General features: G+C 71.3%; 20 protein-coding genes. 13 read left to right on the top strand and 7 right to left on the bottom strand.

Annotated features, from left to right (window positions below; genetic code table 11):
* The first annotated feature begins 4 nt into the window (after positions 1 to 4).
* The 3 genes from OG490_RS14525 to OG490_RS14515 are packed head-to-tail and all read left to right on the top strand — an operon-like array spanning position 5 to position 3,509.
* Positions 5 to 1,063 carry a COG1470 family protein gene (locus OG490_RS14525; RefSeq protein WP_330296704.1) on the top strand — a complete coding sequence of 353 codons (1,059 nt, stop codon included), beginning with the start codon at positions 5 to 7 and terminating at the stop codon, positions 1,061 to 1,063.
* Positions 1,060 to 2,244: a neocarzinostatin apoprotein domain-containing protein gene (locus OG490_RS14520; protein ID WP_330296703.1), complete on the top strand. Its 1,185-nt coding sequence runs from the start codon at positions 1,060 to 1,062 to the stop codon at positions 2,242 to 2,244. Before OG490_RS14525 ends, OG490_RS14520 begins: the two co-directional genes overlap by 4 nt.
* Positions 2,241 to 3,509, top strand: coding sequence for a hypothetical protein (locus OG490_RS14515; protein ID WP_330296702.1), 1,269 nt, complete (start codon positions 2,241 to 2,243; stop codon positions 3,507 to 3,509). Before OG490_RS14520 ends, OG490_RS14515 begins: the two co-directional genes overlap by 4 nt.
* Before the next feature lie 93 nt (positions 3,510 to 3,602).
* Here OG490_RS14515 and OG490_RS14510 read toward each other — a convergent pair whose 3' ends face one another.
* Entirely contained in the window at positions 3,603 to 5,120 is a 1,518-nt protein-coding gene (locus OG490_RS14510; RefSeq protein WP_330296701.1) for a peptide MFS transporter, read from the bottom strand.
* Between the two features lie 490 nt (positions 5,121 to 5,610).
* Here OG490_RS14510 and OG490_RS14505 point away from each other — a divergent pair, with 490 nt between their 5' ends.
* Together OG490_RS14505 and OG490_RS14500 are read left to right on the top strand one after the other, a co-directional pair.
* Positions 5,611 to 6,288, top strand: coding sequence for a response regulator transcription factor (locus tag OG490_RS14505; RefSeq protein ID WP_215035026.1), 678 nt, complete (start codon positions 5,611 to 5,613; stop codon positions 6,286 to 6,288).
* Positions 6,289 to 6,326: 38 nt separating this feature from the next.
* Positions 6,327 to 7,592 (top strand): ATP-binding protein, encoded by a 1,266-nt coding sequence (locus OG490_RS14500; RefSeq protein WP_330296700.1) that lies wholly within the window; start codon positions 6,327 to 6,329, stop codon positions 7,590 to 7,592.
* Positions 7,593 to 7,595: 3 nt separating this feature from the next.
* On the opposite strand, the gene OG490_RS14495 is transcribed toward OG490_RS14500, so the two are convergent.
* Positions 7,596 to 8,129: a GtrA family protein gene (locus tag OG490_RS14495; protein ID WP_330296699.1), complete on the bottom strand. Its 534-nt coding sequence runs from the start codon at positions 8,127 to 8,129 to the stop codon at positions 7,596 to 7,598.
* A gap of 218 nt (positions 8,130 to 8,347) precedes the next feature.
* On the opposite strand from OG490_RS14495, the gene OG490_RS14490 reads away from it, so the two are divergent.
* The 4 genes from OG490_RS14490 (at position 8,348) to OG490_RS14475 (ending at position 12,481) form a co-directional block, all read left to right on the top strand.
* Positions 8,348 to 9,466, top strand: coding sequence for a 5-(carboxyamino)imidazole ribonucleotide synthase (locus OG490_RS14490; RefSeq protein ID WP_330300924.1), 1,119 nt, complete (start codon positions 8,348 to 8,350; stop codon positions 9,464 to 9,466).
* Positions 9,463 to 9,999 (top strand): 5-(carboxyamino)imidazole ribonucleotide mutase, encoded by a 537-nt coding sequence (gene purE, locus OG490_RS14485; RefSeq protein WP_330296698.1) that lies wholly within the window; start codon positions 9,463 to 9,465, stop codon positions 9,997 to 9,999. Before OG490_RS14490 ends, purE begins: the two co-directional genes overlap by 4 nt.
* Positions 9,996 to 11,192 carry a dipeptidase gene (locus tag OG490_RS14480; RefSeq protein ID WP_330296697.1) on the top strand — a complete coding sequence of 399 codons (1,197 nt, stop codon included), beginning with the start codon at positions 9,996 to 9,998 and terminating at the stop codon, positions 11,190 to 11,192. The genes purE and OG490_RS14480 overlap by 4 nt, the downstream gene beginning before the upstream one ends.
* 188 nt (positions 11,193 to 11,380) lie before the next feature.
* Positions 11,381 to 12,481 carry a membrane dipeptidase gene (locus tag OG490_RS14475; protein ID WP_330296696.1) on the top strand — a complete coding sequence of 367 codons (1,101 nt, stop codon included), beginning with the start codon at positions 11,381 to 11,383 and terminating at the stop codon, positions 12,479 to 12,481.
* Between the two features lie 52 nt (positions 12,482 to 12,533).
* On the opposite strand, the gene OG490_RS14470 is transcribed toward OG490_RS14475, so the two are convergent.
* Both OG490_RS14470 and OG490_RS14465 read right to left on the bottom strand, forming a co-directional pair.
* The gene (locus OG490_RS14470) at positions 12,534 to 13,880 is read right to left on the bottom strand and encodes a glycosyltransferase family 87 protein (protein WP_330296695.1); all 1,347 of its coding nucleotides are present in this window, start codon (positions 13,878 to 13,880) and stop codon (positions 12,534 to 12,536) included.
* A 98-nt stretch (positions 13,881 to 13,978) separates the two neighbouring features.
* Positions 13,979 to 15,337: a UDP-glucose dehydrogenase family protein gene (locus tag OG490_RS14465; protein WP_330296694.1), complete on the bottom strand. Its 1,359-nt coding sequence runs from the start codon at positions 15,335 to 15,337 to the stop codon at positions 13,979 to 13,981.
* Positions 15,338 to 15,543: 206 nt separating this feature from the next.
* On the opposite strand from OG490_RS14465, the gene OG490_RS14460 reads away from it, so the two are divergent.
* Both OG490_RS14460 and OG490_RS14455 read left to right on the top strand, forming a co-directional pair.
* Positions 15,544 to 16,716 carry an acyl-CoA dehydrogenase family protein gene (locus tag OG490_RS14460; protein WP_327253049.1) on the top strand — a complete coding sequence of 391 codons (1,173 nt, stop codon included), beginning with the start codon at positions 15,544 to 15,546 and terminating at the stop codon, positions 16,714 to 16,716.
* A gap of 113 nt (positions 16,717 to 16,829) precedes the next feature.
* Entirely contained in the window at positions 16,830 to 17,912 is a 1,083-nt protein-coding gene (locus OG490_RS14455; RefSeq protein WP_330296693.1) for an NDP-sugar synthase, read from the top strand.
* A gap of 87 nt (positions 17,913 to 17,999) precedes the next feature.
* Here the strand turns inward: OG490_RS14455 and OG490_RS14450 are convergent, their stop codons facing one another.
* Positions 18,000 to 19,379 carry an LCP family protein gene (locus tag OG490_RS14450; protein WP_330296692.1) on the bottom strand — a complete coding sequence of 460 codons (1,380 nt, stop codon included), beginning with the start codon at positions 19,377 to 19,379 and terminating at the stop codon, positions 18,000 to 18,002.
* 106 nt (positions 19,380 to 19,485) lie between these two features.
* Here OG490_RS14450 and OG490_RS14445 point away from each other — a divergent pair, with 106 nt between their 5' ends.
* Positions 19,486 to 20,025 (top strand): acyl-CoA thioesterase, encoded by a 540-nt coding sequence (locus tag OG490_RS14445; RefSeq protein ID WP_330296691.1) that lies wholly within the window; start codon positions 19,486 to 19,488, stop codon positions 20,023 to 20,025.
* Between the two features lie 28 nt (positions 20,026 to 20,053).
* Here the strand turns inward: OG490_RS14445 and OG490_RS14440 are convergent, their stop codons facing one another.
* The gene (locus tag OG490_RS14440; RefSeq protein WP_330296690.1) at positions 20,054 to 21,529 is read right to left on the bottom strand and encodes an LCP family protein; all 1,476 of its coding nucleotides are present in this window, start codon (positions 21,527 to 21,529) and stop codon (positions 20,054 to 20,056) included.
* A gap of 174 nt (positions 21,530 to 21,703) precedes the next feature.
* Here OG490_RS14440 and OG490_RS14435 point away from each other — a divergent pair, with 174 nt between their 5' ends.
* A complete protein-coding gene (locus OG490_RS14435) occupies positions 21,704 to 22,729 on the top strand; it encodes a glycosyltransferase family 2 protein (RefSeq protein WP_330296689.1) in 1,026 nt (341 codons plus the stop codon).
* Positions 22,730 to 22,808: 79 nt separating this feature from the next.
* Here OG490_RS14435 and OG490_RS14430 read toward each other — a convergent pair whose 3' ends face one another.
* On the bottom strand, positions 22,809 to 24,485 hold the full coding sequence (locus tag OG490_RS14430; protein ID WP_330296688.1) for an LCP family protein: 1,677 nt from the start codon (positions 24,483 to 24,485) through the stop codon (positions 22,809 to 22,811).
* Positions 24,486 to 24,541 lie beyond the last annotated feature (56 nt).

The following is a 24,541-nucleotide window of genomic DNA, read 5'->3' as shown; positions in this document are numbered from 1 at the left end:
GGTCATGCCCGTGCTCCACACCCTGAGAAGGGCCGGCGTGCTCCTCCTCGCCGTCGCCGCGCTCCACGGCGCGGCGGCGGCCGGGGCGCCCCCGGCCGCCGCCGACGAACCCGGCTGGACCGCCGAACCCGTCGCGGGCACCGGAGCCGCACCGAAGGCGTCCGGTGCGGCGAACGCACCGGCCGCGCGCCCGTACTTCTACCTCGCGGGCGCCTCCGGCACGGTGCTGGAGGACCGCCTCAGCCTGGCCAACACCAGCGACCAGGAGCACACCGTCACCCTGCGAGGGGCCGACGCCTACAACACGGCGGACGGCGCCTTCGCCGTGCGCCCCGCCCCGCCCGCCGCCGCAGGCGGCTCGCAGGGGCCCGCGACCGGAGCGGGCTCCTGGATCAGCTTCGGCGCGAGCACCACGGTCAAGGTCCCCGCGCACACCCGCGCCGTGGTCCCCTTCGCCGTCACCGTGCCGCCCGGCGCACCGCCCGGCGACCACCCGGCCGCCGTGGTCGCCACCGAGGCCGGACACGAAGTGGGCGTACGGGTCCACCTGCGGGTCGACGGCCCGGCGCTGGCCGCGCTCACCGTGGAGGACGTCTCCGTACGGGGCGAGGGCGCGGCCTCCACCATCGCCTACACCCTGGTCAACCGCGGCAACGTGGCACTCGCCCCCGAGCTCTCCATCGACGCCGAGGGCACCTTCGGGAAGGTCGCGGGCCGCAGCGCCCACACCCTGCCCGTCGAGGTGCTGCCCGGCCAGCGGGTCGAGTTGAGCGAACCCTGGCCCGGCGCACCGGTCTTCGACCGGGTCGCCCTCACCCTCACCGTCACCGCCCCCGGCGGCGCCCGCGCCACGGGCCGCACCTCGGCCTGGTTCCTGCCCTGGGGCATCGCGGGCCGGACCGGCGCGGGGCTGCTCGGCCTCGGCGGGACCACGGGGGCCGCCCTGCTCCTCGTACGCAAGCGGCGGATCCGGGGCGCGGACGGCGCCACGGCGCCGCACGGGAGCGCCGTACCCGACCAGTCCCCAGCACCGGAACACGAGTTGACGGGAGCACCCAGGTGAGAGCCAAGGCCGGTGGGACGTACGGCGCGAGGATCAGGGCCCTCGCCGCGGCGGGGCTCGGAGGGCTGTTGGGGCTGTCGGTGTGCGCACTGACGCTGTTCCCGGCGGCCGGTGCCGCCGCGGACGACGGGCCCAAGCCCGCCGTGGCGCTCTCGCTCAAGGAGGTCGCCAAGGGCACGCAGATATCCGTGACCGGTACCGGCTGGCGGCCCAAGACCATGGTGATGCTGCTGGTCTGCGGGCAGAACATGATCGGCGGCACCAACAGCTGCGCCAACGCCGACGGCGTCGCCGTCTCGGTCGCCGACGACGGGCACTTCTCCGCGCAGCTCCCGGTGACGGCCCCGCCCAAGCCCTGCCCGTGCGTGGTCAACGTGACCTCGGTCAACGGCGACCAGTCCACCGTCGCCGCCCCCCTGAAGATCACCGACCATCCGGTGGCCGACCTGCCCGCCGAGGGCGGCACCGCCCGCCTCGCCATGCTCACCGGGGTCCGGCTCAAGGGCGAGGACGGGGTCCTGACCTGGTTCGGAGCCCCGCCCAGCCGCAAGTTCACGGTCACCGTCGGCAATCTGGGATCCGCCCCGGTCAAGGACCCGGTCTTCCAACTCGGCACCGCCCACGGCGTGTTCGCGCCCCTGTGGGAGGAAGTCCGCTGGAAGGGCACCATCCCGCCCGGCGGCAAGGCGGAAGTCTCCCTGAACACCTCCCTGTCGGCGGGCGCCCACGGCGACTACACGGTCTCCCTCAAGTACGGGGAGACCGTCCTGGCCACGCAGCCCTGGGGCGTGGACCGCCCGTACGGGGTGCTGCTCTTCTGGGGCCTGCTGCTGATCGTGATCCCGGGCGGGATCTTCCGCATCGGCATGGCCGTCGTGGACCGGGTCCGCCCCCGCGACTCCTCCGGCGGCCGCCACCGCGGCCCGCGCCCCACCGACCCGGGCGCCGCCGTGACCGCCCGGCTGCCGCGGATCCCGGCGGTACGGGGACCCGCGCGCGGCCCCGTACGAGGCCTCGCGCCGAGCCGCCCCGAACCGGCGGCCGAACCCCCCGAGACCACCACGGCGGTACTGCCGTGGTTCACCCCGGACGACGCGCCGGGGACACCGGCACCACAGCCAACCGCACCACAGACGTCCGCACCGTCTGAGAACCGTTCGACGACGAAAGGACAAGCGTGAAGACCCAACGGAGGGTGAGCGCGGCCGCGGTCGCGCTGCTGCTCGGCGGCGCGGGCATCGCCATGGGGGCCACGCCCGCGCAGGCGGACGTGATCGACGTCCAGTACAAGTGCAAGACGCCCATCGGGGACAAGGAGGCGGTGTCGCCGATCGACATCAAGGGCGTCAAGGAGGGCGACGGCTACAAGCTGACGATGTCCTTCCAGAAGGGCGTCTCCTCCAGCCCCGTCGAGCTCGGCAAGGGCGCGATGACCCCCAGTGCCGTGATCACCCTGGGCGGCGCGGAGACCGGGTCCGTGGCGGTCTCCGGCCCGGCGAACGCCGAACCGATCCCCGCCAACACCCCCATCAAGATCAGTGACCTCTCGGGCACCTACACGCCCAAGAAGTCGGGCAAGGTCACCTTCACGGCAGGTGTCCTGACAATCAAGGCGCTGGGTACGACCACCACCTGCACCCCGGGCAACAACCCCGGACCGTCCCTCTCGCTCGACGTGACGGCGGGCGGCGGCACCCAGCCGCCGACCAGCCCGCCGCCGCCCACGAGCCCGCCGCCCACCTCGGCCCCGCCGACCTCGCCGCCGCCCACCAGCCCCTCGCCCTCGTCCTCGCCCACCGGCGGAGGCCAGACGGACTTCCCGGGCCAGACCGTCGACGTCTCCTTCGACTGCGGGGCCTACATGCCCAACGGCCCCCTCAAGGGCAAGGTGACGATCAACGCGAAGAAGAGCGGGGGCAGCTTCGCACTGACCGTCACGACCGCCAAGGGCGTGATGAACAGCCCCGCGGACCTTCCGGCCGGGGCCCTCAAGCCCTCGATGGACATCAAGCTCGGCGGCGCCGACAGCGGCACGGTCAAGGTCGCGGGCCCCGGCAACGCCGAGGCCGTCAAGGCCGGCAGCCCGGTCAGCCTCAGCGACATGACGGGCACCTACAAGCCCGGCAAGACCGGAAAGACCACGCTGACCCCTGACAAACTGACGATCGACGTGGTCATGGCCCCGGGCGCGACGCCGATCGTGGTGCCCTGCACCGCGAGCGGCAGCTCCGTTTCGCTCACCCTCGACACCACGGCCCAGGAGGGCGGCTCCGGGACCTCGGGAACCTCCGGGACCTCGGGCACCACCGGCTCGGGCGGCCTCGCCCAGACCGGCGCCGAGGACACCGGCATCAAGGCCCTCGGCCTGGTCGCCGGCACGGTGATCCTGCTCGGTGCCGCGGTGTTCACCTTCACCCCGTGGCGCCGCCTGCGCGGCCAGCGGTAGCCGTAGCGGCAGCGGTGAACGCGCGAGCGGCCCGGCACACCTTCCGGTGTGCCGGGCCGCTCGTGTTCAATGCCGGTGCGCTGGGTCAGTGCGTCAGTGCACGGTGCCCATCAGCGACTGGACCCGCTTGCGGTACGAGTAGACCGCGAAGCCCGCGAGCACCGCGGCGGCGGCCTCGAAGCCGATGATCCAGGTGCCGTTCAGGTCCACCTCGGCGATGGAGAGCAGGCTGGTGATGCAGTCACCGGCGGTGACCGCGAGGAACCAGACGCCCATCATCTGGGAGGCGTACTTCTGGGGGGCCATCTTCGTGGTGACGGAGAGGCCGACCGGGGAGACGCACAGCTCACCGATGGTCTGGATCATGTAGATCGAGACGAGCCACATCGGGGAGACCTTGACGTCGCCGCCCGCCATGTTCATCGGGACGATGAAGACGAAGAAGGAGGCGCCGATCAGGACCAGGCCCATCGCGAACTTCACGATGGTGTTCGGCTCCTGGTTCTTGCGGGCCAGCCACAGCCACAGCCAGGCGAAGACCGGGGCCAGGGCCATCACGAACAGCGGGTTCAGCGACTGGTACCAGGTGGCCGAGAAGCCGAAGCCGAAGACGGTGTCGGCGGTCTTGCCGTCCGCGAACAGGGACAGCGTGGAGCCACCCTGGTCGTAGATCATCCAGAAGACGGCGGCGGCGATGAAGAAGAAGATGTACGCGGTCATCTTCTTCTGCTCGGTGCCCGACAGGTCCTTGTCGCGCTTGATGCGCGTCAGGACGGCGATCGGGATGAACAGGCCGGCCAGCGTCAGCGGGACCAGCGCCCAGTTCAGCGTGTAGGCGCCGAGGGCGACCACGGCGCCGTAGAAGACCGCGATGCCCAGAACGGCGAGGGCGACCTTGGTGAGGACGGCCTTGCGCTCCTCGGGCGACAGCGGGTTCGGGACCAGGCTGCTCTTCGGGCTCAGGTGCTTGGTGCCGAGCAGGAACTGGGTCAGACCCAGGGCCATGCCGACGGCGGCGAGGGCGAAGCCCAGGTGCCAGTTGTGCTCCTTGCCGACCGTACCGACGACCAGCGGGGCGACGAAGGCACCCAGGTTGATGCCGATGTAGAAGAGCGTGAAGCCACCGTCGCGGCGCGGGTCCTCCGGGCCGTCGTACAGGTGGCCGACCATCGTGGAGATGTTGGCCTTCAGCAGACCGGAACCGGCGGCCACCAGGATCAGACCGACGAAGAACATCGCCTGACCGGGCACGGCCAGCGACACGTGACCGGCGATGATCACGAAACCGGCGATGGCGACCGTCTTGCGGGCACCCCAGACGCGGTCACCGAACCATCCGCCCGGCATCGCCATGAGGTAGACCATGGAGACGTACACGGAGTAGATGGCCGTGGTGGTGGCCGCGGTCATCGCAAGGCCGCCGCCCTGGCTGCCCGTGGCGGCGTCGGCGCCGCCCGAGACCAGGTAGTACACGAGAAGGGCGCGCATGCCGTAGTAGGAGAAACGCTCCCACATCTCGGTCATGAACAGAGTGGCCAGGCCACGGGGGTGTCCGAAGAAGGTCTTCTCGGTGGACGGGTCCGCCGAGTCCTTCGTCAGGCTGGAAGCCATGGTCGATCCTTGCTTGCTCGGGACGCGCGGCTTCGTGAGCTCAACAGCGCCCGGGGAGGGTGGCCGGTACCGGCAGCGGGTGTCCCACCCCACGCCCTGGGGTCTCGCTCCATTGCGGCGGAGCGGAGGAACATCCGTAACCGGGATCCACGCCCCTCGTGCTTCTTCGCAGGAGAGGCCCGGCCCATAGGTCATTCACTGTCATCAGGCCCGGAACGGGCGGTCCGACAAACGGTGCCCGTCCGATCAGGACAGAAAGAGGAGCTTTCCACCGGTTTTTGGTGTGGAAAGCCTCTGAGGTAGTGCATCAGGCGTCTCGACACCATACGACACGACACCGCCGCATATGAAAGCACTTGAGATATGGATCACAGGTTATCGCGGAACCAAGTGGGTACATTCGAAGGCGCTTAGTAGCGGATAAGGCCAGATCGGCAGGGGTGTTCGGGCGGGCCCCTGCTTTCCCCCGCCGCGGACTACCATCACCCACATGACGCGTGTACTGCTCGCCGAGGACGACGCATCCATCTCGGAACCCCTGGCCCGCGCCCTGCGCCGGGAAGGGTACGAGGTCGAGGTCCGGGAGGACGGCCCCACCGCCCTGGACGCGGGACTCCAGGGCGGCGTCGATCTCGTCGTCCTCGATCTCGGCCTGCCGGGCATGGACGGCCTGGAGGTCGCCCGCCGGCTGCGCGCCGAGGGCCACGGCTTCCCCATCCTGGTCCTGACCGCCCGTGCCGACGAGGTCGACACGGTCGTCGGCCTCGACGCCGGCGCCGACGACTACGTGACCAAGCCCTTCCGCCTCGCCGAGCTGCTCGCCCGGGTCCGGGCCCTGCTGCGGCGCGGCGCCAACGAGGCCTCCCAGCCCCCCGCCACCCACGGGGTGCGGATCGACGTCGAATCGCACCGGGCGTGGATGGGGGAGGAGGAGCTCCAGCTCACGGCCAAGGAGTTCGACCTGCTGCGGGTCCTGGTCCGCGACGCCGGCCGGGTCGTCACCCGCGACCAGCTGATGCGCGAGGTCTGGGACACCACCTGGTGGTCCTCCACCAAGACCCTCGACATGCACATCTCCTGGCTGCGCAAGAAGCTCGGCGACGACGCGGCCAACCCCCGCTACATCGCCACCGTCCGGGGCGTCGGCTTCCGCTTCGAGAAGAGCTGAGCGGCTTCCCACCCCCGGGTTAGGGCATGCTTTTCGGCATGCGCCGCCGCCTGATCAACTCCACGCTCGCCGTGGTGCTCGTCGTCATCGCCGTCTTCGGCATCTCCCTCGTCATCGTGGAGACCCGGACCATCACCAGCAGCGCCCAGGACCGCATCGAGTCCGAGGCGCTGCGGATGGTCGGCATGGTCGGCAGCGACGTCCTGGAGAAGAAGCCCGTCGACGCCGACGCGCTCGCCACGCAGCTCGACGCCGGCCGGTACGCCCGGATCACGATCCCGGGCCAGCCGGTCATCGAGGTCGGACAGCGCCCCGCCGACAGCGTCATCCGGGGCACCGCCCACGGGGACCAGGGCGAAGTGGTCGTCGTGGAGGAGTCCCGCTCCACGGTCACCAAGGAGGTCGGGCGGACCCTGGCCGTCGTGGGCGCCGTGGCCCTGCTCGCCGTCGTGGCGGCCGTCCTGCTCGCCGTACGCCAGGCCAACCGGCTGGCCTCCCCCCTCACCGACCTCGCCGAGACGGCCGAGCGCCTCGGATCGGGCGACCCGCGCCCCCGGCACAAGCGCTACGGGGTCCCCGAGCTGGACCGGGTCGCCGACGTACTGGACTCCAGCGCCGAGCGGATCGGGCGGATGCTGACCGCCGAGCGGCGCCTGGCCGCGGACGCCTCGCACCAGCTGAGGACCCCGCTGACGGCCCTGTCGATGCGGCTGGAGGAGATCACCGTCACCGACGACCTGGAGACCGTGCGGGAAGAGGCGACGATCGCCCTCACCCAGGTGGAGCGGCTCACGGACGTGGTGGAGCGGCTGCTGACCAATTCCAGGGACCCCCGCACCGGCTCCGCGGTCCCCTTCGACCTCGACGAGGTCGTCAAACAGCAGGTGGAGGAGTGGCGCCCGGCCTACCGCAGCGCCGGACGGGCCATCGTGCGCTCCGGGAAGACCGGCATGAGGGCCGTGGGCACCCCGGGCGCGGTCTCGCAGGTCCTGGCGACCCTGATCGAGAACTCCCTCATGCACGGGGGCGGCACCGTGGCCCTGCGGACCCGCGTGATCGGGAACCAGGCGGTCCTGGAGGTCACGGACGAGGGACCGGGGGTCCCGCCGGACCTCGGCAACCGGATCTTCGAGCGGGCCATCAGCGGCCGCAACTCCACCGGAATCGGCCTCGCGGTGGCCCGGGACCTCGCGGAGGCGGACGGCGGACGCCTGGAGCTGCTCCAGACCCAGCCGCCGGTGTTCGCGCTGTTCCTCAGCCAGACCGCGCCGGCCCGCACCGAACCGCCGCAGACGGTCCGCTGAGCCTCAGTTCGCGGCGGTCTCCGGCGTCCGCGCCGGGACCTCGGCCTGACCGTCCCGCTGCTCGACGACCAGCGAGACCGGCGCCGCCGCGGGCAGGGCCTTGAAGACCCAGGTCCGGTAGGACCAGAAGCGGAACACGGTGCCGAGGCCGATGCCCGCGAACTTGAAGAAGTTCGAGGCCAGGGGTCCGTCCCAGTGGAAGCCGTAGGTGGCGGCGAACAGGATGCCGTTCTCTATGACCAGGCCGATCGCGCTGAACGCGACGAACAGGCCCAGCTCCCGGGTGCGCCCGGACCCGGTGCGCTCGGCACGGTCCCGGTAGGCGAAGTAGCGGAAGCCCAGGTAGTTCGTGCCGATGGCCACCAGTGTGGCTATCACGCTCGCCCGCACGACCTGGAGGTCGGTGAGGCTGCGGATCAGGTTGAAGACACCCAGGTTGACCAGGACGCCGAGCCCGCCGACAGCCCCGAACCGGGCGACCTCGCGTACGAGCGAGCGCACGCGGTCGAGGACGGAACTGCTTTCCGGCTTGCTCATATGAGGCTTCAGTCCTGTCCCTCGGGCCCCCCGTATGAGGCATCAAGCTTTCTCGACGGCCCCATGCTAAGTGTCGCCCCACCGGTACGTCTGCGCCTTCGGGCACCGTGCGACACACGGCACACCACCCCGCCCACCGGCGGGTACCGGCCGGGGTCCCGTCCATATGGCGGAATACCGGCGGATACTCTGGAGGAGTGACGTTCCCGGTAGTCGGTATGGTCGGCGGCGGACAGCTCGCCCGCATGACCCACGAGGCGGGCATCCCCCTCGGCATCAGATTCAAGATCCTCAGTGACACCCCACAGGACTCGGCGGCCCAGGTCGTGAGCGATGTCGTCATCGGCGACTATCGCGACCTGGAGACGTTGCGCGCCTTCGCGCGCGGCTGTGACGTGATCACTTTCGACCACGAACACGTACCCATCGAGCACCTGCGGGCCCTGGAATCGGACGGCATCCCCGTCCGGCCGGGGCCCGACGCGTTGGTGCACGCCGCCGACAAGGGGGTGATGCGCGCCAAGCTCGACGAGATCGGCGCGCCCAGCCCCCGCCACCGGATCGTGAGCGATCCGGCGGACGCGGCGGCCTTCGCGCAAGAGGTCGGCGGTTTCCCCGTCATCCTCAAGACGGTGCGCGGCGGGTACGACGGCAAGGGCGTGTGGTTCGTCCGCACGCAGGAGGACGCCCAGGCCCCGTTCAAGGCGGGCGTCCCGGTCCTGGCCGAGGAGAAGGTGGACTACGTCCGCGAGCTCGCGGCCAACATCGTCCGCTCCCCGCACGGCCAGGCGGTGGCCTACCCGGTCGTGGAGTCCGTCCAGGTGGACGGGGTCTGCGACACGGTGATCGCCCCCGCCCCGAACCTCTCCGAGGAGCTGGCGGGCGAGGCCCAGGCCCTGGCCCTGCGCATCGCCAAGGAACTCGGGGTCACCGGCCACCTGGCCGTGGAGCTCTTCGAGACCACCGACGGCCGCATCCTGGTCAACGAACTGGCCATGCGCCCGCACAACAGCGGCCACTGGACCCAGGACGGTGCCATCACCTCCCAGTTCGCCAACCACGTCCGCGCCGTCCTGGACCTCCCCCTCGGCGACCCGCGCCCCCGGGCCCGCTGGACGGTCATGGCGAACGTGCTGGGCGGGGACTACCCCGACATGTACGCGGCGTACCTGCACTGCATGGCGCACGACCCCCAGCTGAAGATCCACATGTACGGCAAGGACGTGAAACAAGGCCGCAAGGTCGGCCACGTCAACACCTACGGCGACGACCTTGACGATGTGCTGGAGCGCGCACGTCACGCAGCCGGCTACCTCAGAGGAACCATCCAAGAATGAGCACCTCCGCAGCAGCTCCCGTCATCGGCATCGTCATGGGGTCGGACTCCGACTGGCCCGTCATGGAGGCCGCCGCCAAGGCCCTTGACGAGTTCGAGATCCCCTACGAGGTCGACGTGGTCTCCGCCCACCGGATGCCGCGCGAGATGATCGCGTACGGGGAGCAGGCCGCCGGGCGCGGTCTGAAGGCGATCATCGCGGGCGCGGGCGGCGCCGCCCACCTGCCCGGCATGCTCGCCTCCGTCACCCCGCTGCCGGTCATCGGCGTGCCCGTCCCGCTGAAGTACCTCGACGGCATGGACTCGCTGATGTCGATCGTCCAGATGCCCGCCGGAGTTCCCGTCGCCACCGTCTCGATCGCCGGTGCCCGCAACGCCGGGCTGCTCGCCGTACGGATGCTGGCCGCGCACGATCCGGAGCTGCTGGGCCGGATGAACGACTTCCTGCAGGAGCTGAACGACCAGGCCACCGAGAAGGGCAAGCGGCTGCGTACGAAGATCGCGGGCCAGGAGTCGTTCGGGTTCGGAAGGTGAGCGCGGCCAACGGGACGGCCCGCCTCGCGCAGGCGCGCGAGCTGCTCAGCGAGTACCCGGTGGTCGACGGGCACAACGACCTGCCGTGGGCGCTGCGCAACCAGGTCCGCTACGACCTGGACCAGCGGGACATCGCCGCCGACCAGTCCGCGTTCCTGCACACCGACATCCCCCGGCTGCGGGCCGGCGGGGTCGGCGCGCAGTTCTGGTCGGTCTACGTGCGCTCCGACTACGCGGGCGACGAGGCGGTCAGCGCCACCCTGGAGCAGATCGACGTCGTCGACCAGCTGATCGCACGCTACCCGCGCGATCTGGTGCGGGCGCTGACGGCCGACGACATGGAGGCGGCCCGTGCGCAGGGCCGGATCGCCTCGCTGATGGGCGCCGAGGGCGGGCACTCCATCAACAACTCGCTCGCCACCCTGCGCGCGCTGCACCGGCTCGGCGTGCGGTACATGACGCTGACGCACAACGACACCATCGACTGGGCGGATTCGGCGACGGACGAGCCCCGCCACGGCGGTCTGAGCGGGTTCGGCCGCGAGGTCGTCCGCGAGATGAACCGCGTGGGCATGCTCGTCGACCTCTCGCACGTCGCCGCGACGACGATGCGGGACGCCCTCGAGGTCTCGGTGGCGCCCGTGGTGTTCTCGCACTCCTCGGCCCGCGCGGTCTGCGACCACGTGCGCAACGTCCCCGACGACGTGCTGGCGCTGCTGCCGGCCAACGGCGGGGTCGCGATGGCCACCTTCGTGCCGAAGTTCATCCTGCCGGCGGCCGTCGAGTGGACCCTGGCGGCCGACGAGAACCTGCGCGCGCACGGGTTCCACGCCCTCGACACCACCCCCGAGGCGATGGTCCTGCACCGGGCCTTCGAGGAGGCGCGCCCGCGCCCGGTGGCCACGGCCGCCACGGTCGCCGACCACCTGGACCACATGCGCGAGGTGGCCGGGGTCGACCACGTCGGCATCGGCGGGGACTACGACGGCACCGCCTTCACCCCGTCCGGGCTCGATGACGTGGCCGGGTACCCGAACCTGATCGCCGAGCTGCTGACCCGCGGCTGGTCCAAGGCCGACCTGTCCAAGCTGACCTGGTCGAACGCGGTACGGGTGCTGCGCGACGCCGAAGCGGTGGCGCGCGAGGAGTCGGCCTCCCGCGGGCCCTCCAACGCGGTGCTCACGGCTCCGTAGCCCCCGCGGCAACCCCGCGCCGGGCCCGTCCGGCGGATGCGGCGACCTGGTGTGACCTGCCGGTTACACCCGAACGCCACATCCGTCGGGCGCCCGCGGCGTCCCACGTGTCACGGTGGCACCATCTCCCTGCTTCTCTCCCCGCTGCTTCCCGTACAAGCACAGCCGCCGAGACCGGAGCGACTGCCATGGCCGACCTGCAGGATGAACCGCACGCGATCCCGGTGACCCCCGTGGGCCCGGGCTCCCTCGGAGCCGAGGACACCCCCGCCTCCCTGATGCCCAGCGCCCTGGAACGGGCTGCCGCGCTGTTGTCCGTCCATCCCGTCGCGGACGGGTGCAACACCCTCGTCTGGACCTTGCACCAGAGCCCGTACCACGACATCGACACCCCCGACACGGGCGTGGACACCGACATCCCGCGGCTGCGCGCCGGGGGAGTGGGCGCCCAGTTCTGGTCGCTGCTCGTGCCGCCGGGCCAGGAGCGCGCGCCACGCGGGACGCAGGCCCCCGACCAGGTGGTGTCCGACACCCTTGAACAGATCGACGTGGCGCTCGCCCTGATGCGCCGCTATCCCGACAGCCTCTGCCTCGCGCTGAACGCCGACGACCTGGCCGATGCCCGCAACCGCGGCCGCATCGCCTCGTTCCTGGGCCCCGTGCCGGGCCGTACGCTGACCGACTCGCTCGGCGCGCTGCGCGCCTTCCACGCCCTGGGCGTACGGATCCTCGCGCCGGCCGGAGCGCCGTGGGCCGTGGAGGGGCTGACCGCCTTCGGCCACGAGGTGGTCAAGGAGACGAACCGGCTGGCGATGCTGCTGGACCTCACCGGCTGCCCGCCCGCGGCGGCCTGCCAGCTCGCCGCGGCCTCCAAGGCGCCGGTGATCATCTCGCACACGGCGGCGGCCGCGCTCAATCCGCACCCGGACAACGTGACCGACGAGGTACTGCTCGCGCTGCGCGCGGCGAACGGCCTGGCGATGGTCACCTTCGACACCGCGCTCACCGGGGACTCCCTGCACGCGGTGGCGGACCACGTCGAGCACGTACGGGCCGTGGCGGGCCCGCACTGCGTGGGCCTGGGCGCCGGCTTCGGCGCCGAGCCGGGCATCCCCCGGCCGATGGGCCTGACCGACCCCTCGGGCTATCCGCGGCTGATCGCGGAACTGCTGGAGCGGGGCTGGCCCGAGACCGACCTGGCGCTGCTGACCTGGGGCAACGCCCAGCGGGTGGTGCGCGACGCGGAGTTCACCGCCCGCGCCGCGCAGCACCGTAGGACATGCTCGTGACGCGGTACCGCCTGACGCGGTACCACCCGATGCGGTACCACGTGGCGCGGTACTAGACCCGCGCCGGAACCCCCGCCTTGGCCGCGGCCGGGGCCGGGGTCACGGCCTTCGGCCCGGGCTCCGGGAGGCGGGTGACGGAGGCCTTCCACAGCCGCTTGCAGGACAGGACGGCGGCCCAGGCCAGCAGTCCGTTGCGCAGGCACAGCAGGACGGTGCCGACGACGGTGCCCGGCAGGATCTGCGAGCCGTAGGTCAGCGGGTAGATCACCGTGCTGAGCGCGGTGGAGGCGACGATCAGCCAGGCGACCTGGCGCTGCGTGGTGTGCCGGCAGGTCAGGCAGACCGCGGCGAGCCCGACCAGCCAGATCAGGTACTGCGGGCTGAGGACCCGGCTGGTGATGGTGAACACCAGGATGGCGCAGAGCGCGGCGTCCAGCGGGGTCGCGGTCGACCAGCGGCGGGCCTTGACCCGCCACAGCAGCAGCCAGCCGAAGCCGGTGACGGTCAGCGCGACGGAGAGCATGGCCACGCTGGAGACGTACGGGCCCAGGTACTCGTAGGCGCCGTAGCGGATCTCGGTCTTCCCCGACCAGGCACCGACGAGCTTGCCGAACATCAGGGCGGAGCCGCCGAGGGACTCGACCTGGATGCCTCGGTTGCCCTGGTTGCCCAGGAAGCCGAGGGTGTCGCGGAAGAACAGCGCGAGGACGGCGAGCAGCGCGGCGGCGGCCACCACGGCGGCGACCACGGCGTCACGGGTGGTGCGCCCGCGCGGGGTGCCGATCAGGGTGAGCAGCGGCCACACCTTCACCAGGGCTCCGATGCCGGCCAGCACGCCGCCGAGCTTGCGGCGGAAGCGCAGGCACAGCAGCGAGCCGACGGCGAGCAGGGTGACCTGGAGGTCGTAGCGCCCGAAGGGCAGCGACAGCAGCAGCGGCAGCGAGGTCAGCCACAGCACGGCGCCGGCCATGCTGCCGTCGGGGCGCCGGGCGGCGCGGACCAGGCCGACGGCGATCAGGGCGTCGCAGACGACCGTCAGCGCGACGAAGGCCTGGAAGTAGCTGAAGAAGGGGAGCAGGTCGGGCGAGAGGAAGACGGCCGCCGCGGCCGGCGGGTACTGCCACATGACGTCGTTGTGCGGCATCGTCCCCGTGACGAGGACGTCGTACCAGTTGTTGTAGGTCTGGGTGATCTCCACGCGCACCGAGGAGGTGCCGTGCAGGTTCACCACCAGGAGGACCACCATCAGGATCCGGGTGGCCAGCCAGAATCCCGCCATGGCCAGGTGGCCACGGCGGGTCCGCAGGACCGAGTCGATGCGTCCCCGACCGGCACGCGGGGCAGCCCCCGGCGCGCCTGCGGTGGGGCGGACAGCGCTTCTCGTGCTGGTACTGGTCATCGGCGGCGAGTCTAGCCACGCACGAGGTGACGCCCGGGTGCGTGCTGCCAACAATCAGGTGACGGGATGTGAAACCGCCCATTCCGCAACGAAGTGGATCAAGCGCGGGGGCGGCCCATGGCGCGGTAGGTCCAGCCGGCCGCGCGCCAGCGCTCGGGGTCCAGGGCGTTGCGGCCGTCGAGGATGAGGCGGTCGGTGACGGCCTCGCCCAGGGCGGCGGGGTCGAGGTCGCGGAACTCGCTCCACTCGGTGAGGTGGAGGACGACCTCGGCGCCGCGGGCCGCGGCGATCGCGGAGTCGGCGTAGCCGAGGGTGGGGAAGACCCGGCGGGCGTTGTCCATGCCCTTGGGGTCGTAGACGGTGACCTGGCCGCCCTGGAGGTGGATCTGCCCGGCCACGTTCAGGGCGGGGGAGTCGCGGACGTCGTCGGAGTCCGGCTTGAAGGTGGCGCCGAGGACCGCGACCCGCTTGCCGAGGAACGAGCCGCCGACGGCCTCACGGGCCAGCTCGACCATGTGCCCGCGGCGGCGCATGTTGATGGAGTCGACCTCGCGCAGGAAGGTCAGGGCCTGGTCGGCGCCGAGCTCTCCGGCCCGTGCCATGAACGCCCGGATGTCCTTGGGCAGGCAGCCGCCGCCGAAGCCGATGCCGGCGCGCAGGAACTTCTTTCCGATGCGCTCGTCGTGGCCGATGGCCTCGGCCAGCTTCACCACGTCGCCGCCGGCCGCCTCGCAGACCTCGGCCATCGCGTTGATGAAGGAGATCTTCGTGGCGAGGAAGGAGTTGGCGGCCGTCTTGACGAGTTCGGCGGTGGGGAAGTCGGCGACGACCAGCGGGGTGCCCTCGCCCAGGGGGGTCGCGTAGACCTCCCGCAGGAGCTTCTCGGCGCGCTCGCCGTCGGCTCCGCCGCGGACGCCGATGACGATCCGGTCGGGGTGCAGGGTGTCCTGGACGGCGTAGCCCTCGCGCAGGAACTCCGGGTTCCAGGCGAGTTCGATCTCCTCGCCGGCCGGGGCGAGCGCGGTCAGCTTCGCGGCGAGGCGCTCGGCGGAGCCGACGGGCACGGTGGACTTGCCGACGACCAGGGCGGGCCGGTTCAGGTGCGGGGCGAGCGATTCCACGGCGGAGTCGACGTAGCTCATGTCGCAGGCGTACTCGCCGTGCTTCTGCGGGGTGTTCACGCAGACGAAGTGGACGTCGGCGTCGAAGGCGCCGAGCTCCTCGTAGGAGGTGGTGAAGCGCAGCCGGCCCGTGGAGCCGGGCAGTCCGGCCACGTGTGCGGCCAGCAGCTCCTCCAGCCCCGGTTCGTACATCGGTACGCGGCCGGAGGCGAGCACCTCGATCTTCTCGGGGACCACGTCCAGCCCGAGCACGTCGAAGCCCAGCTCCGCCATCGCCGCGGCGTGGGTCGCGCCGAGGTATCCGGTGCCGATCACTGTGATCTTCAGGGGGGCCATGCGTGCTCCTGGTGGTGCGGGGCCGTATGCGGCAACCGAGCATAGTCGGGCCCGTGACCGGGGATGCATTCCGCCGGCGGCCTCCCGGTCGCCCCTGCTGTCACGCAACTCACGTGCGACGCCCATGTCGCGCTCGAGGACCGGACACTAAGCTTGGGTTACTTAACGGTAGTTAGCATCACGCACCACCTGGGGAGTGAGAGATCTTGGCGGGTTCTGCCGACTTCGACCTGTACCGCCCGGCCGAGGAGCACGACATGCTCCGCGAGTCCGTCCGCGCGCTCGCCGAGGCGAAGATCATGCCCTTCGCCGCGGCGGTCGACGAGGAGTCCCGCTTCCCGCAGGAGGCGCTCGACGCCCTCGTGGCCAGCGACCTGCACGCCGTGCACGTGCCCGAGAGCTACGGCGGCGCGGGCGCCGACGCCCTCGCCACCGTGATCGTGATCGAGGAAGTGGCCCGCGTCTGCGCCTCCTCCTCCCTGATCCCGGCCGTCAACAAGCTCGGCTCGCTCCCGGTGATCCTCTCCGGATCCGAAGAGCTCAAGGCCAAGTACCTCGGCCCGCTGGCCAAGGGCGACGCGATGTTCTCGTACGCGCTCTCCGAGCCCGACGCGGGCTCCGACGCGGCCGGCATGAAGACCCGCGCGGTGCGCGACGGAGACTTCTGGGTCCTCAACGGCGTCAAGCGCTGGATCACCAACGCGGGCGTCTCCGAGTACTACACCGTGATGGCCGTCACCGACCCGGAGAAGCGCTCCAAGGGCATCTCCGCCTTCGTGGTCGAGAAGAGCGACGAGGGCGTCTCCTTCGGCGCCCCGGAGAAGAAGCTCGGCATCAAGGGCTCCCCGACGCGCGAGGTCTACCTCGACAACGTGCGCATCCCGGCGGACCGCATGATCGGCGCCGAGGGCACCGGCTTCGCCACCGCCATGAAGACCCTGGACCACACCCGCATCACCATCGCGGCCCAGGCCCTCGGCATCGCCCAGGGCGCCCTGGACTACGCCAAGGGGTACGTCCAGGAGCGCAAGCAGTTCGGCAAGCCGATCGGCGACTTCCAGGGCGTGCAGTTCATGCTCGCGGACATGGCCATGAAGATCGAGGCCGCCCGCCAGCTGACCTACGCGGCCGCCGCCCGCTCGGAGCGCGTCTCCGGCGGAGGCCCCCACGAGGACCTCACCTTCTTCGGCGCCGCCGCCAAGTGCTTCGCCTCGGACGTGGCCATGGAGGTCACCACCGACGCCGTCCAGCTGCTCGGCGGCTACGGCTACACCCGGGACTACCCGGTGGAGCGCATGATGCGCGACGCGAAAATTACTCAGATCTACGAAGGCACCAACCAGGTCCAGCGGATCGTAATGGCACGGAACCTGCCGTAACCGCCGCAGTCGCCGCAGGCGGTCCCCACCGGGTCCGCCTGCGGCTGCTCCGGGTCCCGGCGATGGGCTAGCTTGGGACCTCGTACGCCCGGAACCGGTTGGGGAGAAAGTTCATGACGGAAGCGATCCTGCTGGTCGGCGGGCAGGGGACGCGACTGCGCCCCGTCACGGTGAACACGCCGAAGCCGATGGTTCCCACGGCCGGCGTTCCCTTCCTCGCCCATCAGATAGCACGCGCCGCCGCCGCCGGTGTCACCCACATCGTGATGGCCACCTGCTACCTGGCCGAGGTCTTCGAGCCCTACTTCGGCGACGGATCCGACTTCGGCGTCCACCTGGAGTACGTGGTCGAGGACGAGCCCCTGGGAACCGGCGGAGCCATCCGCAACGCGGCCCGGCTGCTCACCGGCGGACCGGACTCCTCGGTCCTCGTCTTCAACGGAGACATCCTCACCGGCCTGGACATCGCCGGTCTCGTCGAATCGCACAAGGCGGCCGACGCGGACGTCTCCCTGCACCTGGTGCGCGTCGAGGACCCGCGCGCCTTCGGCCTGGTCCCCACCGACGCCGACGGGCGGGTGCTGGCCTTCACCGAGAAGCCGCAGACCCCCGAAGAGATCATCACCGACCAGATCAACGCCGGCTGCTACGTCTTCCGCCGCAGCGTGATCGATTCCATCCCTGCCGACCGCGCCGTCTCCGTCGAGCGCGAGACCTTCCCCGGCCTGCTGGCCTCCGGGGCCACCCTGCACGGAGTCACCGAGAACACGTACTGGATGGACCTCGGCAAGCCGGAGGCGATCATCCAGGCCTCCGCCGACCTGGTCCGCGGAGTCGTCTCCTCCCCGGCCGTCCCCGGACGGCGCGGCGAGTTCCTGGTGCTGCCCGGAGCGCAGGTCGCGACCGGGGCCAAGCTGTCGGGAGGCACCGTCGTGGGCGCCGGCGCCCGCGTCGATGCGGGCGCGGTCCTCCAGGGCTGCATCGTGCTGGAGGACGCCGTCGTGGGCCCCGACGCGCAGCTGAACGCCAGCCTGATCGGCGCCGGCGCCTCGGTGGGCGCGCGGACCGTGCTGGACGCCGTGGTCATCGGCGACGGCGCCGTCGTGGGAGCCGACAACGAGCTCCGTGCGGGCGCCCGGGTCTGGTGCGGGGCGCAGCTGCCCGCCGCGTCGATCCGCTTCTCCCCGGACGCCTGACACCCGACTCCAGGGTCGCGGGTCCGGGGAGCCCGACCGGGCCCCGGACCGGGCCCCGGACCAGGACCAGGACCGGCCCGGCCGCGGTCAGTTGCCGCGGACGGTGACCTTCTCGTCCTTCTGGATCTGCTGCACCAGCTGCTGGACCTTGGCCTTGTCCCAGACGAGGTTGCCGCCGCGCTGCCCGGAGATCGGCATGTTCATCGAGACGCCGTCACCACTGCTGATGCCCTTCATCGCGAAGAACATCTGACCCATGTCCCACAGCGACATGTCCTTGTCCACGATCAGCGTGTCCAGGCCCGCGCCCAGCACCGGGTACAGCGTGAACGGGTTCAGGACCGTGGAGGGGGTCGCCGCCTGGCTCGCCAGCGCCGACAGGAACTTCTGCTGGTTCTTCGTCCGCTGCAGGTCCGACTCGGCGAAGGCGTAGCGGGTGCGCACGTAGGCCAGTGACTGCTCGCCGTTGAGCGTCTGCGTGCCCTCCTTGAAGTCGGCCCCCGACTTCTCGTCCTTGAACCCCTTCTCGATGTTCAGCTCCACCCCGCCCAGCGCGTCCACGATGTTCGCGAAGCCGGCGAAGCCGATCTCGGCGTAGTGGTCGATGCGCAGGCCGGTGTTGAACTCCACCGTCCGCACGAGCAGCTCGGCGCCGTCGTCCGCGTACGCCGCGTTCAGCTTCTCCCGCTTGCCCGTCCCCGGGTACTTCTTCCCCGACTGCGAGCCGACGAAGGAGGGGATCTCCACGTCCGAGTCGCGCGGCAGCGAGATCATCGTGTTCCCGCTGGAGCACTTCGCCAGGATCATCATCGAGTCGGTCCGCTTGCCCTCGGCCGAGCCCGTGTGGAGCTTCTTCTTCTCCTCGGCGGACATGCCCTCGCGGCTGTCGGAGCCCACGATCAGGTAGGTCGTGCAGTCGCCCTCCTTCGGGCGCTCGATGACCTTGGAGAGGTCCACCTCGCGGCGCACCTTGGAGTCGGCCCAGAAGTAGGTGCCGACGCCCGTCACGACCAGCGCCGAGACCAGCACGATGGAGCCGATCTTGATCCGCTTGCCCCAGTTGGGGGCGCCTCCCGCCGGGCCGCCGGTGCCGCCCGGACCGCCGGTGCGCCTGCCCGGCCCGGTGGGGGGCTGCTGGCCGCCATGGCCGCCGCCGTAGACCTGGCCGGTGTTGTAACCGCTGTCGTACCCGTCGCGACCGGCGCCGCCGACGCTGCCGTACGAGCCGTCCTGCTGCCCGGGCACGTACGGGGTCCGGGCAGGGCCGCCGGGACCGGCGGGCGGCGGTACGGGAGGCTGCGCCGGCCGCCGCGGCTGCTGGCCCTGCTGCCCCTGCTGGGCCGGCCGCTGGACGTGCCGCATCCGCTGCGCGCCTTCCGGCTGCGCCTGGCCGCTGCCGCGCCCGTACCCGTCATCGCGGCGGCCGCGCTGGTCCTGCTCGCCGCTCCACCCGTCCCAGTCACTCATGTGCCCAAGAATGCCTGGCCGGGCGTGTCGCCGAACAGCCCGGGAGGGTGTTCGTACCGGTGCTGTTGCAGAGCTGATGCCTCGGCGGCGCACTTAAGGTGGCTGCATGACAGAGATACCGGGCGAGCCGGCGGGCAAGCCGATCTCGGCTTCCCGCACCACCCTGAGCCACATCATGACCGCCAACGACACCAACCTCCTCGGTACCGTGCACGGCGGTGTGATCATGAAACTGGTGGACGACGCCGCCGGCGCCGTGGCCGGCCGCCACTCCGGCGGCCCGGCGGTCACCGCGTCCATGGACGAAATGGCCTTCCTCGCCCCCGTCCGGGTCGGCGACCTCGTACACGTCAAGGCCCAGTGCAACTGGACGGGCCGCTCCTCCATGGAGATCGGCGTACGCGTCCTCGCCGAGCGGTGGAACGAGTCCACCCCCGCCACCCAGGTCGGCAGCGCCTACCTCGTCTTCGCCGCCGTCGACTCCGAGGGCAGGCCCCGCCGGGTCCCGCCGGTCCTCCCGGAGACCGAGCAGGACGAGCGCCGCTACCAGGAGGCCCAGATCCGCCGCACCCACCGCCTGGCCCGCCGCCAGGCGATCATGGAACTGCGCGAGCACCGCGCGGCCCAGGGCTTCGACGAGCTCTGAGGCACCCGCGGGCCCTCTGCGTCGGGCCCTACTTCGCGCAGACGACCTGGTCGCCGGTGACCACGCCGAACTCGCCCTGGTACGGGTCCTCCGCGCGCACCGCCACCACCTTGCGGTAGTCCGCGCCGGCGATGACCACCACGGTCTTGCCCTGGCCGGGAACGGCCCGCAGCTCGCTGCCGGGGAGCGCGGTGGCCACCGAACGGGCCGTACGGTCCCAGCGCGGGTCGTACGTGATCACCGTGCGCTTGACCTCGCGGCTCGCGCCCGTCCCCGGAGCTCCGGTGGTGTCGAAGCCGGTGGCGCGCAGCGCCGAGTCCACCCGGGTGCCCAGCCCGTCGATCCTGGTGCCGTTCTCCACCTGCACCCGGACCTGCTGCGGAGCCACGTCCACCGGTACCGCCGGCTGCTGGCGGGGCGCCGGCCGGCCGGGGGCGGGGGCCGGGGCCAGCGGCCGGTCCTCGCGCAGCGCCTCGAAGAGCTTCGCGGCCTTGGCCTCGTCCCACTTCACGGTGGAGCCGAGGCCCTTGACCGGGAAGGAGGCGTCGCCCACGGGCACCGAGGCGAACTCCGACGAGGAGGGGGTGAAGTCCCGCATGGCCTGCCCGAGCGCCAGCATCTGCTCCGATCCGAAGCCCTTGTCGGCCCGCACCGACCCGAGCAGGGTGGAGCTGACCTCCTTGAACTTGACCGGGTTGAGCAGCACCCCGCCGTGGGTGGCCTGCTTGATCAGGGCGGCGATGAACCGCTGCTGGCGCTGCATGCGGCCGAGGTCCGAGGCCCCGTCCACATGGCGCGAGCGCACGTACTGCAGTGCCTGGCCGCCGCTGAGGCGGTGGGTGCCGGGGAGCAGGTCGAGGCCGGTGTTGGAGTCGTGCAGGGGCTTGGCGGTGCAGATCTCCACGCCGCCCATGGCGTCGACCGTCTTCATGAAGCTGGTGAAGTCCACCTCCAGGTAGTGGTCGATCTTCACCCGGGTCATGTTCTCGACGGTGCGCACGGTCAGGTTGGGGCCGCCCTCGGCGTAGGCGGCGTTGAGCTTCACGGGGTGCGCCCCGTGCTGCTTCCCGCTGGACTCGTCCAGGTGCGCGGGCAGCTCCACGTAGCTGTCGCGGGGGAGGCTGATCACGCTCGCCCGGGTCCGGTCCGCCGAGAGGTGGACCAGCATGACGGTGTCGGTGCAGTGGCAGGGCGCCCCGCCGAGGCGGTACTCGCGCTTCTCGTCCGCGGTGATCTTGTCGCGGCCGTCGGTGCCGACGAGCAGGAAGTTCACCCCGTGCCCGGCCTGCGGGCGGTTCTTCATGTCCTTGAAGGGGTCCACCCGCTGGATGCCGGTGTCCAGCCCGGTCATCACGGCGTGCCCGAGCGCGCCGGAGCCCAGCACCGCCACCGACAGACCGGCCGCGAGCCGGACCCCCCAGCGGGGCTTGTCCGCCCGGCGGGGCTCCCGCTGCGCGCGCTGCGTCGGCCGGGCGGGCCGGGTGGGACGGTGCGGCTGGGGCACGGGGGAAACCTCCGCGGGGTCAGCGGTTCGGGTCGATCCGGAAGCTCACATTCGGCTGATTCGTCAGAACAGTAGGTCCATACGATCAGCCTCTGTCCGTACCGCTCATCCGCCGCGCACCCGTTTCCCCCGTACGCGGTAACGTGACACCGATACCCGACCTTGAAGGACCACATGCCCGTCCAGCAGCCCGCAGTTTCGGTGATCATGCCGGTACTCAACGAGGAGCGCCATCTGCGCGACTCGGTCCGCCACATCCTCGGACAGGAGTACGCCGGGGAGATGGAGGTGGTGATCGCGCTGGGGCCGTCCACGGACCGCACCGACGAGATCGCCGCCGAGCTCGTACGCGAAGACCCGCGGGTCCATACCGTGCCGAACCCCACCGGCCGGACCCCCGCCGCTCTGAACGCCGCGATCAACGCCTCGCGCCACCCGATCGTGGTACGCGTGGACGGCCACGGCATGCTCTCCCCGAACTACATCGCCACCGCGGTCCGCCTCCTGGAGGAGACCGGCGCGCAGAACGTCGGCGGCATCATGCACGCCGAGGGCGAGAACCCCTGGGAAGACGCCGTAGCCGCCGCGATGACCTCGAAGATCGGCGTCGGCAACGCGGCCTTCCACACCGGAGGCGCCGCAGGCCCCGCCGACACGGTCTACCTCGGCGTCTTCCGCCGCGAGGCCCTGGAGCGCGCGGGCGGCTACAACGAGGAGTTCATCCGCGCCCAGGACTGGGAGCTGAACTTCCGGATCCGCGAGGCCGGCGGGCTCATCTGGTTCTCGCCCGAGCTCAAGGTCCAGTACCGCCCGAGGCCCTCCGTGCGGGCGCTCGCCAAGCAGTACAAGGACTACGGGCGCTGGCGCCACGTGGTGGCCCGCTACCACTCGGGCTCCATCAACCTGCGCTACCTCGCCCCGCCGACCGCCGTCTGCGCGATCGCGGCCGGACTGGTCGCCGGCGCGGCCGTCACCCCCTGGGCCTTCGTCGTCCCGGCCGGCTACCTCGCGGCCATCACCGCCGGGTCCGTCCCGGCCGGCAAGGGGCTCTCGCTGAAGGCCCGCGCGCAGATCCCCGTCGCCCTGGCGACCATGCACCTGTGCTGGGGCTTCGGCTTCCTGACCAGCCCGCGCTCGCTCGCCGCCAAGGTGATCGCGAGCCGGCGCCCGTCGGTGCGCCGCGACCCCAGCGAGGTCTGAGCTTCGTACGCACGAGAAAGGGGTGAGCCGGTCCGATCGGACCGGCTCACCCCTTTCTCATGACCCGCGCCGGCTCAGTTCACCAGCGGAAGGGCTCGTAGATGTCCATGCAGCTGGTGTCCGTGCCGTTGAGGATCTCGGCCGACTCCGGGACCGCTCCGGCATCGGGTGCGGCCTGCTGCGGGTAGACGTTGCCCTCCCGCCAGTCCGCGCCCACCACGAGGGTGATCCGGTCGGCCCCGGCGGCCTTCTGCACCGAGCTCGCCGGAATCCCGAGGGCCGCCGCCACGCTCTGCGCCTCGGCCGCCTGGGCGTCCGCGGCGTAGCGCACGACCGTGGTTTTCTCCGGGGTGAGCGTGCTGTCCGCCTTGGCCAGCGCGAACCCCTTGGTGACCAGCTGGCCCGCGACGACCGTGGCCCGCCTGGGCGCCGGGGCCGACCCGACCCCGGTGCCGTTGACCACATGTACGGCGATCTTCGCCGGGTCGGTGGCCGGGGCCTTGGAGGGCTCGGGGGACGGCGACGGGGAAGCGCTCGTACCGGGCTTGCCGCTCTCGGCCGGGTCGCCGTTGGAGTCCATGGCGACGTCCTTGCGGAGCATCGTCCACATCTTCTCGGCGTCCGCGGGGTTGAGAGCCACCCGGTTCTTGTCCCCCGGGTAATCCATCACCGGGATCGTGGCCATCGTGATGCGGTTGATCGGTACGTCCTTGAGCGCGAGGCCGAGGTCGAGGAGCTTCTTGACCGACCCGATCTCCTCCGACACCTTCAGCGACTTCGTCGCCGCCTCCGCCAGACCCGTCAGGCGGGGGATGTCGGTGAAGGCGTTCTGGCTCTTGAGCCCGCGCATCATCGAGTTCATGTACATGTGCTGTGCCTTGGCCCGGCCCATGTCACTGCCGAAGGAGTGCCGGGTGCGCAGCCACTGGAGCGCCTGCTCGCCCTGGACCTTGGTGGTGCCCGCCTTCAGCTTGAGGCCGGATCCGCCCGTCCCCGAGCCCGGCTTCGACTGGTCGAAGACGTTCTGGTTGACGCAGACGTCGACGCCGCCGATCGCGTCGGCCATGCTCACGACACCGGTGAAGTCGATCATCATCCAGTGGTCGATGTAGACGTTGGTCATCTTCTCCCAGGTGGCCAGGGTGCAGCCGGGACCTCCCCGCGCGAGGCTCTCGTTGATCATCGTCTTGGTGGCTTTGTACTTGTCGCCCGTCTTGGGATCGGTGCACTCCGGGATGTCCACCATGGTGTCGCGCGGGACGGAGGTGACCGAGGCGTTCTTCCGGTCGGCGGAGATGTGGATCAGCATCTGCACGTCGGCCCGCGCGGGGCCGCCGATGTTGTCCCAGCCCCCGCCGAGCTTCGCGTTCGCCTCGTCGCGGATGTCGGAGCCGAGCATCAGGATGTTGATCGGGCGCCGGCCCGCGGCGTCGGCCTCGGTCCTGGCGACCCCGCTGTCACCGCTCAGGCGCTGACCGCTCTGGATGTTCCCGTTGAGGTGGCGGTAGTAGAGGTAACCGGCGGCTGCCGTGCCGAGTATGAGCAGCGCCACGACGGAGGCCACCCAGCGCAGCACGCGTCGTTTGCCGCGCCGGGTCGAGCGCTTCCCGCCACCGCTGCCGCTGCCGCCGCGGCGGCGTCGGCCGGACCCGTTCCGCGGCGGGGGTACGGATCCGCTCGCGGCCGGACGGCCGCCGGATATGCCGTCGTCGGCCTGGGCCGACGACCCCTCCCCTTGCACGCTGCTGTGCCTCACACGTCCCCCCTCAAGATCACTCTGTGTCGGCGTACTGCCGGTCCGACAGTCCAGGA

This window comes from Streptomyces sp. NBC_00503 (assembly GCF_036346895.1).
In the GTDB taxonomy this organism is placed as follows: Bacteria; Actinomycetota; Actinomycetes; order Streptomycetales; family Streptomycetaceae; genus Streptomyces.
The sequence above is the reverse complement of the archived record's forward strand: the minus strand, read 5'-3'. Positions and strand labels throughout refer to the sequence as shown.

Excerpts from the sequence above, each read along its gene's own strand:
- OG490_RS14525 (WP_330296704.1), top strand. The coding sequence starts at position 5 with ATGCCCGTGCTCCACACCCTGAGAAGGGCCGGCGTGCTCCTCCTCGCC.
- OG490_RS14510 (WP_330296701.1), bottom strand. The coding sequence starts at position 5,120 with ATGGCTTCCAGCCTGACGAAGGACTCGGCGGACCCGTCCACCGAGAAG.
- OG490_RS14505 (WP_215035026.1), top strand. The coding sequence starts at position 5,611 with ATGACGCGTGTACTGCTCGCCGAGGACGACGCATCCATCTCGGAACCC.
- OG490_RS14500 (WP_330296700.1), top strand. The coding sequence starts at position 6,327 with ATGCGCCGCCGCCTGATCAACTCCACGCTCGCCGTGGTGCTCGTCGTC.
- OG490_RS14495 (WP_330296699.1), bottom strand. The coding sequence starts at position 8,129 with ATGAGCAAGCCGGAAAGCAGTTCCGTCCTCGACCGCGTGCGCTCGCTC.
- OG490_RS14490 (WP_330300924.1), top strand. The coding sequence starts at position 8,348 with ATGGTCGGCGGCGGACAGCTCGCCCGCATGACCCACGAGGCGGGCATC.
- purE (WP_330296698.1), top strand. The coding sequence starts at position 9,463 with ATGAGCACCTCCGCAGCAGCTCCCGTCATCGGCATCGTCATGGGGTCG.
- OG490_RS14475 (WP_330296696.1), top strand. The coding sequence starts at position 11,381 with ATGGCCGACCTGCAGGATGAACCGCACGCGATCCCGGTGACCCCCGTG.
- OG490_RS14470 (WP_330296695.1), bottom strand. The coding sequence starts at position 13,880 with ATGACCAGTACCAGCACGAGAAGCGCTGTCCGCCCCACCGCAGGCGCG.
- OG490_RS14465 (WP_330296694.1), bottom strand. The coding sequence starts at position 15,337 with ATGGCCCCCCTGAAGATCACAGTGATCGGCACCGGATACCTCGGCGCG.
- OG490_RS14455 (WP_330296693.1), top strand. The coding sequence starts at position 16,830 with ATGACGGAAGCGATCCTGCTGGTCGGCGGGCAGGGGACGCGACTGCGC.
- OG490_RS14450 (WP_330296692.1), bottom strand. The coding sequence starts at position 19,379 with ATGAGTGACTGGGACGGGTGGAGCGGCGAGCAGGACCAGCGCGGCCGC.
- OG490_RS14445 (WP_330296691.1), top strand. The coding sequence starts at position 19,486 with ATGACAGAGATACCGGGCGAGCCGGCGGGCAAGCCGATCTCGGCTTCC.
- OG490_RS14435 (WP_330296689.1), top strand. The coding sequence starts at position 21,704 with ATGCCCGTCCAGCAGCCCGCAGTTTCGGTGATCATGCCGGTACTCAAC.